Source organism: Pseudomonas sp. SWRI179 (genome assembly GCF_014268705.1).
GTDB lineage: Bacteria > Pseudomonadota > Gammaproteobacteria > Pseudomonadales > Pseudomonadaceae > Aquipseudomonas > Aquipseudomonas zanjanensis.
Genome location: NZ_JABWRA010000063.1, coordinates 21,824 through 29,357, shown reverse-complemented (window position 1 = coordinate 29,357; position 7,534 = coordinate 21,824). Strand labels below are relative to the sequence as shown.

Below are 7,534 nucleotides of genomic sequence, written 5' to 3'. Positions count from 1 at the left end.
CAATGCGGTCTCGCAGAATCGAGGCGTCTGTTTCGCGAGCAAGCTTTGCTCCCACAGCCCAGCGGGAGCAAGCTCCCTCGCCACAAAAGCCTGTCCGTTGAAGCAAGGGGCTGTGGCCGATGAACCTCTCCGGCCCCTTCATCCGCCGCCCGGTAGCAACCATGCTCCTGAGCTTCGCGATCATGCTGCTCGGCGGCGTGTGCTTCGGCCTGCTGCCGGTCTCGCCCCTGCCGCAAATGGATTTCCCGGTGATCGTGGTCCAGGCCAACCTGCCAGGCGCCAGCCCCGAGGTGATGGCTTCGACGGTGGCCACGCCGCTGGAGCGTTCCTTCGGCGCCATCGCCGGGGTCAACACCATGAGCAGCCGTTCCAGCCAGGGCTCCACGCGGGTCATCCTGCAATTCGACCTGGACCGCGACATCAACGGCGCGGCCCGGGAGGTGCAGGCGGCCATCAATGCCTCGCGCAACCTGTTGCCCAGCGGCATGCGCAGCATGCCCACCTATAAGAAGGTCAACCCGTCCCAGGCGCCGATCATGGTGCTGTCGCTGACCTCGGATGTGTTGGAAAAAGGCCAGCTCTACGACTTGGCGTCGACCATCCTGTCCCAGAGCCTGTCCCAGGTGTCGGGCGTGGGTGAGGTGCAGATCGGTGGCAGCTCGTTGCCGGCGGTGCGCATCGAACTGGAGCCGCAGTTGCTCAATCAGTACGGCGTGGCCCTGGACGATGTGCGCACCGCCATTGCCAATAGCAACGTGCGCCGGCCCAAGGGCTCGGTGGAGGACGACCGGCGCATGTGGCAAGTCCAGGCCAACGACCAGTTGGAAAAGGCCAAGGACTACGAAACGCTGGTGATCCGTTACCAGGATGGCTCGGTGCTGCGGCTCAAGGACGTGGCGAAAGTCACCGACAGCGTCGAGGACCGTTACAACAGCGGTTTCTTCAACGACGATGCCGCCGTATTGCTGGTGATCAACCGCCAGGCCGGCGCCAACATCATCGAGACGGTCAACGAGATCAAGGCGCAACTGCCGGCGTTACAGGCGGTGCTGCCGGCCAGCGTCAAGCTGAACCTGGCGATGGACCGCTCGCCCGTGATCAAGGCCACCCTGCATGAAGCGGAAATGACCTTGCTGATCGCCGTGGCCCTGGTGGTGCTGGTGGTGTTCCTGTTCCTCGGCAACTTCCGCGCTTCGCTGATCCCGACCCTGGCGGTGCCGGTGTCGCTGGTGGGCACGTTTGCGGTGATGTACCTGTACGGGTTTTCCCTGAACAACCTGTCGCTGATGGCGTTGATCCTGGCGACCGGGTTGGTGGTGGACGACGCCATCGTGGTGCTGGAAAACATTTCCCGGCACATCGACGAAGGTGTGCCACCGATGCAGGCGGCGTACCGGGGGGCGGAGGAGGTGGGCTTCACCTTGCTGTCGATGAACGTCTCGCTGGTGGCGGTGTTCCTGTCGATCCTGTTCATGGGCGGCATCGTCGAGAGCCTGTTCCGTGAATTTTCCATCACCCTGGCGGCGTCCATCGTGGTGTCGCTGGTGGTCTCGCTGACCCTCACGCCGATGCTTTGCGCCCGCTGGCTCAAGCCCCATGTGCCCGGGCAGGAAAACCGCTTGCAGCGTTGGAGCCAGGGGGTCAATGAACGGATGGTCCGTGGTTACGCCACCAGCCTGGATTGGGTGCTGCGCCATCGACGCCTGACCTTGCTGAGCCTGCTGGTGACCATCGGCGTGAACGTCGCGTTGTATGTGGTGGTGCCGAAGACCTTCATGCCCCAGCAGGACACCGGCCAACTGATCGGTTTTGTCCGTGGCGACGATGGGCTGTCGTTCGGCGTGATGCAGCCGAAGATGGAAATCTTCCGCCGCGCCGTGCTCAAGGACGAGGCCGTGCAAAGCGTTGCCGGCTTCATTGGCGGCAACAACGGCACCAACAACGCGTTCATGCTGGTGCGTCTCAAGCCGATCAAGGAACGTAATATTTCCGCGCAAAAGGTCATCGAGCGCCTGCGTAAGGAAATGCCCAAGGTTCCCGGTGCCCAATTGATGTTGATGGCCGACCAGGACCTGCAGTTCGGTGGCGGTCGCGAGCAGACCACCTCCCAATATTCCTACATCCTGCAAAGCGCCGACCTGGCGTCGCTGCGCACCTGGTACCCCAAGGTCGTGGCGGCCTTCCGGGCGTTGCCGGAGCTGACCGCCATCGACGCCCGCGACGGTGGCGGGGCGCAGCAGGTGACGCTGGTGGTGGACCGCGACCAGGCCAAGCGCCTGGGCATCGACATGGACATGGTCACGGCGGTGCTCAACAACGCCTACAGCCAACGACAGATTTCCACCATCTACGACAGCCTCAACCAGTACCAGGTGGTGATGGAGGTCAATCCCAAGTATGCCCAGGACCCGAGCACCCTCGAACAGGTCCAGGTGATCACCGCCGATGGCGCGCGGGTACCGCTGTCGGCCATTGCCCATTACGAGAACAGCCTGGAGGACGACCGGGTCAGCCATGAAGGCCAGTTCGCCTCCGAGGGCATCTCCTTCGACATGGCCGAAGGCGTGACGGTGGAGCAGGGCACCGCGGCCATCGAGCGGACGATCGCCAAGCTCGGGATGCCCGAGGATGTCATCGTGAAAATGGCTGGCACCGCCGACGCGTTCGCCGCCACCCAGAAGAGCCAGCCGTTCATGATTTTGGGCGCGTTGCTCGCGGTGTACCTGGTGCTGGGGGTGCTGTATGAAAGCTACATTCATCCGCTGACCATCCTGTCCACCTTGCCGTCGGCCGGGGTCGGCGCGTTGCTGTCGATCTACGCGCTGGGCAGCGAGTTCAGCCTGATCTCGTTGTTGGGGCTGTTCCTGCTGATCGGCGTGGTGAAGAAAAATGCCATCCTGATGATCGATCTGGCCTTGCAACTGGAACGTGCCGGGCAGACGCCGCTGGAGTCGATCCGCAGCGCTTGCCTGCTGCGGTTGCGACCGATCCTGATGACCACGCTGGCGGCGATCCTTGGCGCCTTGCCGCTGCTGCTCGGCGCCGCCGAAGGCTCGGAAATGCGCCAGCCGCTGGGCCTGACCATCATCGGGGGCCTGGTGTTCAGCCAGGTCCTGACCCTCTACACCACGCCAGTGGTTTACCTTTATCTCGACAAGCTGCGCCATCGCTTCAACCGCTGGCGTGGCGTGCGCACTGATGCTGCCCTGGAAACTCCGCTATGACCGACCGTTCGCCTTTCAATCTTGCCGCCGTGCTGGCGACCGCCCGTGGCTCGCGGGTGCTGAGCCTGGCGCTGTGCGTGGCGATGCTCAGCGCCTGCGCCATCGGCCCGGATTACCAGCGTCCCGCGGCCGCCGCCCCGGTGCAGTACAAGGAGGCCCAGGGCTGGCGCCAGGCCAACCCCAGCGATGCGATGGCCCGGGGCGCCTGGTGGGAGCTGTACGGCGATGCGCAACTCAATGGCCTGGTGGACAAGCTCAATGCATCCAACCAGACCGTGGCCCAGGCCGAAGCCCAGTACCGGCAGGCCCGGGCGCTGGTGCGTAATGCCCGTGGCGCCTTTTTCCCCACCGTGGACCTGACCGTTGGCAAGACGCGCTCCAGCCAGGGCACCGGTAGCAGCAGTTCAAGCCTGAGCAGTTCGTCCAGCGGCATTCGCGACACCTACAGCGCCCAGGCCGGCGTCAGTTGGGAGGCGGATGTGTGGGGCAAGTTGCGCCGCACCCTGGAAGCCGACGAGGCGAGTGCCCAAGCCAGTTTCGCCGACCTGGCGGCGATGCGCCTGAGCCAGCAATCGGAACTGGTGCAGAATTACTTGCAGTTGCGGGTGATCGACGAACAGAAGCGCTTGTTGCAGACCACCGTCGACAACTACCAGCGCTCCCTGAAAATGACCGAAAACCAGTACCGCGCCGGGGTGTCCGGCAAGGACGCGGTGGCCCAGGCGCAGAATCAGCTCAAGACCACCCAGGGCGACCTGATCGACCTGATCTGGCAACGGGCCCAGTTTGAAAATGCCATCGCCGTGCTCATCGGCCTGCCACCGGCCGAATTCAACCTGGCCGAGACCCAATACATCCCGACACTGCCACAAATCCCGGTGGCGCTGCCCTCGCAACTGCTCGAACGCCGGCCAGACATCGCCTCGGCAGAGCGCTCGGTGATGGCCGCCAACGCCAACATCGGCGTCGCCAAGGCTGCGTATTACCCGGACCTGACCCTGAGCCTCAGCGGCGGCTACAGCAGCAGCACCTATGACAACTGGGTGAGCGTGCCGAACCGCTTCTGGTCGGTAGGCCCGCAGCTGGCGATGACACTGTTCGATGGCGGCCAGCGTTCGGCCGAGGTCGACCGCACCGTCGCGGCCTATGACCAGACCGTCGCCACCTACCGCCAGACCGTGCTCGACGGCCTGCGGGAGGTGGAAAACTACATGATCCAGCTCAAGGTGCTGGAAGACGAAGCCCGCGTGCGCCAGGAAGCCCTGGACGCCGCCCGGGAATCCCTGCGCCTGACGCAGAACCAGTACAGGGCCGGGCTGATTGCCTACCTCGACGTCGTGACTGTCCAGGCCACGGCGCTGAGCAACGAACGCAGCGTGCTGAGCCTGCAACAGAGCCGCTTGATTGCCAGTGTGCAATTGATTGCGGCGCTGGGCGGGGGCTGGGATGGGCAGTTGCAGGCGGAGGAGAAACCCTGAGTGATTGGGTAGCGCCGCAAGGTGCTTTTGTGGCGAGGGAGCTTGCTCCCGCTTGAGTGCGCAGCGCTCATAAAGTAGGGGACTGCTACGCAGTCCAGCGGGAGCAAGCTCCCTCGCCACAGAGTTAATGGCTGTCAAACAGTCCCGCTTTTGGCCGATGCACTGCCTACGTGCCATCGCGATGGCTTGTTATAGTTCAGGCCTCTTTTCAGCCGGTAAAGGATCACTGCCATGTCGCAATACCAAGCGTTCAACGTCGAACTTGCAGACAACATCGCCCATGTGCAGATCAATCGGCCAGAAAAGATCAACGCGATGAACGCTGCCTTCTGGCGCGAGATCATCGAGATCTTCCAATGGATCGACGACACCGATGAAGCGCGGGTGGTGGTGCTCAGCGGTGCCGGCAAGCATTTTTCCTCCGGCATCGACCTGATGATGCTGGCAGGCGTGGCCAACGAACTGGGCAAGGACGTGGGGCGCAATGCGCGTTTGCTGCGGCGCAAGATCCTGCAACTGCAAGCCTCGTTCAATGCCGTGGACAATTGCCGCAAGCCGGTGCTCGCGGCCATCCAGGGCTATTGCCTGGGCGGTGCCATTGACCTGATCTCTGCTTGCGACATGCGTTATGCCGCCGAGGACGCCCAATTCTCCATCAAGGAAATCGATATCGGCATGGCCGCCGATGTTGGCACATTGCAACGCTTGCCGAGGATCGTCGGGGACGGCATGCTGCGTGAACTCGCTTATACGGGGCGCACTTTTGGTGCCGACGAAGCGCGCAGCATCGGCCTGGTCAATCGTGTCTACAGCGACTCCGCCAGCCTGCTCGACGGTGTGATGGGCATTGCCCGGGACATCGCCGCCAAGTCGCCGATTGCCGTGACCGGCACCAAGGCAATGATCAGCTACATGCGCGACCACAGCATCGATGACGGCCTGGAATACGTCGCCACCTGGAACGCCGCCATGTTGCAATCGACCGACCTGCGCGTGGCCATGGCCGCCCATATGAGCAAACAGAAACCCGAATTTCTGGATTGACTGACCATGATTTCACGCTGGACCACCGCAGTACTCGACACCGACGTTCCCGGCGGCTGGGCCGTGGCTCGTAGCCCTGAAGGTTTTCTGTTCGATGACAACGGCGCGCTGTTTCCCCGCGAATGGCTCAAGCGCCAGGACCTGTCGATCCTCGCCGAACACGGTATCGGTCACCTGGATGGCGAGCCGGTTTACCTGTTGGAGTTGCACAGCCCGCTGGACATCCTCGGCTGCAACTGGAAAGGCCTGCGAGCGTTCATGCTCGAGGACGACCACACGCTGTACAAGGTGTTGGGCTATGCGGCGCAGATCGGCACCTGGGCCCGGGAACATCGCTTCTGTGGCAGTTGCGGCAAGCGCATGAGCCAGATTCCACTTGAGCGGGCGATGTATTGCGATGCCTGCGACCTGCGTCACTATCCGCGGATTTCACCGAGCATGATCGTGTTGATTACCCGCGGCGATGAAGTCCTGCTGGCCCGTTCGCCGCGTTTTGTCACGGGTGTCTACAGTACCCTGGCGGGGTTTGCCGAGCCCGGCGAGTCGGCCGAGGACTGCCTGGTCCGCGAGGTGCGTGAAGAAGTCAGTATCGAGGTGAAGAACATCCAGTACATGGGCAGCCAGTGCTGGCCGTTTCCCCATTCGATGATGCTCGGTTTCCACGCTGAATATGCCAGCGGCGACATCGTGCCCCAGGAAGATGAGATCGAGGACGCCCAATGGTTCAACGTCCACGACCTGCCACCGTTGCCGGCCTCGCGCTCGATCGCCCGCTACCTGATCGACCTGTATGTGGCGCGGCGCTTAGGCCACGCTGAACCAGTGCTGCCAGGCTAGGCGCACGGTCAAGCCCAGCACCACGGTGATGAACACTGGTCGGATGAACTTCGCGCCGCCGCTGATGGCGGTGCGAGCGCCGAAGAACGCGCCGACCATGACCGAAAGGCCCATGCTCAGGCCGATGATCCAGTCTACCTGCCCGGAAAAAATGAACACCGACAGCGCCGCGATGTTGCTGACAAAGTTCATGCTGCGGGCCACGCCACTGGCCTTGACCAGGTCGATGGGGTAGAGCAGCAGGCTGCTGACGGTCCAGAACGCACCGGTACCCGGCCCGGCCACGCCGTCATAGAAACCCAGGCTGAAACCCTGGGATGACTGCCACGTCTTCTTGATCGGCGCATCGCTGTCCAGCGGCGCCTTGGGCGTGCCGCCAAACAACAGGTACAGGCCGCAGGCGAAGACGATCACCGGCAACATCTTGTTCAGCCACTCGGCTGGCAGGTAGTGGGCGACGATGGCGCCGACCAAGGCGCCGACCAGTGTGCCGACGAGGGCATGGGTCCATTGCCTTGGGTGGAACAACTTGCGCTTGTAGAACGTGAAGCTGGCCGTCGCCGAGCCAAAGGTCGAACTGAGTTTGTTGGTCCCCAGGACCAGGTGCGGTGGCAAACCCGCAGTCAGCAGCGCTGGCGTGGTCAATAGCCCACCGCCCCCGGCAATGGCATCGATAAAACCGGCAATGAAGGCGACAACGGCGAGGATAGCGAGGGTAGTGAGGTCAACGCTGAGTTCGAAAGGCATGGAATGGGCTTATTTTGGCAGGACGCAGAAGGGCTGCGGGAAGGCCGGTATGTTACCCATAATGGTGCAGGGCTGCGACTGCCTAAGGCCTGTGACATTCCCGTGGCGAGGGAGCTTGCTCCCGCTGGGTTGCGTAGCAACCCCAAAATTCCATTCAGTGCACCCACACCGAGTCGCTTGCTTCAGGGCTGCTTCGCAGCCCTC

5 protein-coding genes are annotated in these 7,534 nt (G+C 62.9%); 4 read left to right on the top strand and 1 reads right to left on the bottom strand.

The genetic code is table 11. The features are described 5' to 3' along the window. Nucleotides 1-119: 119 nt before the first annotated feature. The 4 genes from HU767_RS25540 (at nt 120) to nudC (ending at nt 6,583) form a co-directional block, all read left to right on the top strand. Nucleotides 120-3,224, top strand: a complete 3,105-nt coding sequence (locus tag HU767_RS25540; protein ID WP_186705744.1) for an efflux RND transporter permease subunit — start codon at nt 120-122, stop codon at nt 3,222-3,224. Beyond that, nucleotides 3,221-4,702, top strand: coding sequence for an efflux transporter outer membrane subunit (locus HU767_RS25535; RefSeq protein ID WP_186705743.1), 1,482 nt, complete (start codon nt 3,221-3,223; stop codon nt 4,700-4,702). The genes HU767_RS25540 and HU767_RS25535 overlap by 4 nt, the downstream gene beginning before the upstream one ends. 231 nt (nt 4,703-4,933) lie before the next feature. Then, nucleotides 4,934-5,746, top strand: a complete 813-nt coding sequence (locus HU767_RS25530) for a crotonase/enoyl-CoA hydratase family protein (RefSeq protein WP_186705742.1) — start codon at nt 4,934-4,936, stop codon at nt 5,744-5,746. Nucleotides 5,747-5,752: 6 nt separating this feature from the next. Continuing rightward, nucleotides 5,753-6,583 (top strand): NAD(+) diphosphatase, encoded by an 831-nt coding sequence (gene nudC / locus HU767_RS25525; protein WP_186730791.1) that lies wholly within the window; start codon nt 5,753-5,755, stop codon nt 6,581-6,583. Here the strand turns inward: nudC and HU767_RS25520 are convergent. Further along, nucleotides 6,551-7,330, bottom strand: a complete 780-nt coding sequence (locus HU767_RS25520; protein ID WP_186705740.1) for a TSUP family transporter — start codon at nt 7,328-7,330, stop codon at nt 6,551-6,553. The two genes, nudC and HU767_RS25520, sit on opposite strands and share 33 nt — an antisense overlap. Nucleotides 7,331-7,534: the final 204 nt, after the last annotated feature.

Bases quoted from the DNA above. Each gene is read 5' to 3' on its own strand.
- HU767_RS25530 (WP_186705742.1), top strand. From the start codon at position 4,934: ATGTCGCAATACCAAGCGTTCAACGTCGAACTTGCAGACAACATCGCC.
- HU767_RS25520 (WP_186705740.1), bottom strand. From the start codon at position 7,330: ATGCCTTTCGAACTCAGCGTTGACCTCACTACCCTCGCTATCCTCGCC.
- HU767_RS25535 (WP_186705743.1), top strand. From the start codon at position 3,221: ATGACCGACCGTTCGCCTTTCAATCTTGCCGCCGTGCTGGCGACCGCC.
- HU767_RS25540 (WP_186705744.1), top strand. From the start codon at position 120: ATGAACCTCTCCGGCCCCTTCATCCGCCGCCCGGTAGCAACCATGCTC.
- nudC (WP_186730791.1), top strand. From the start codon at position 5,753: ATGATTTCACGCTGGACCACCGCAGTACTCGACACCGACGTTCCCGGC.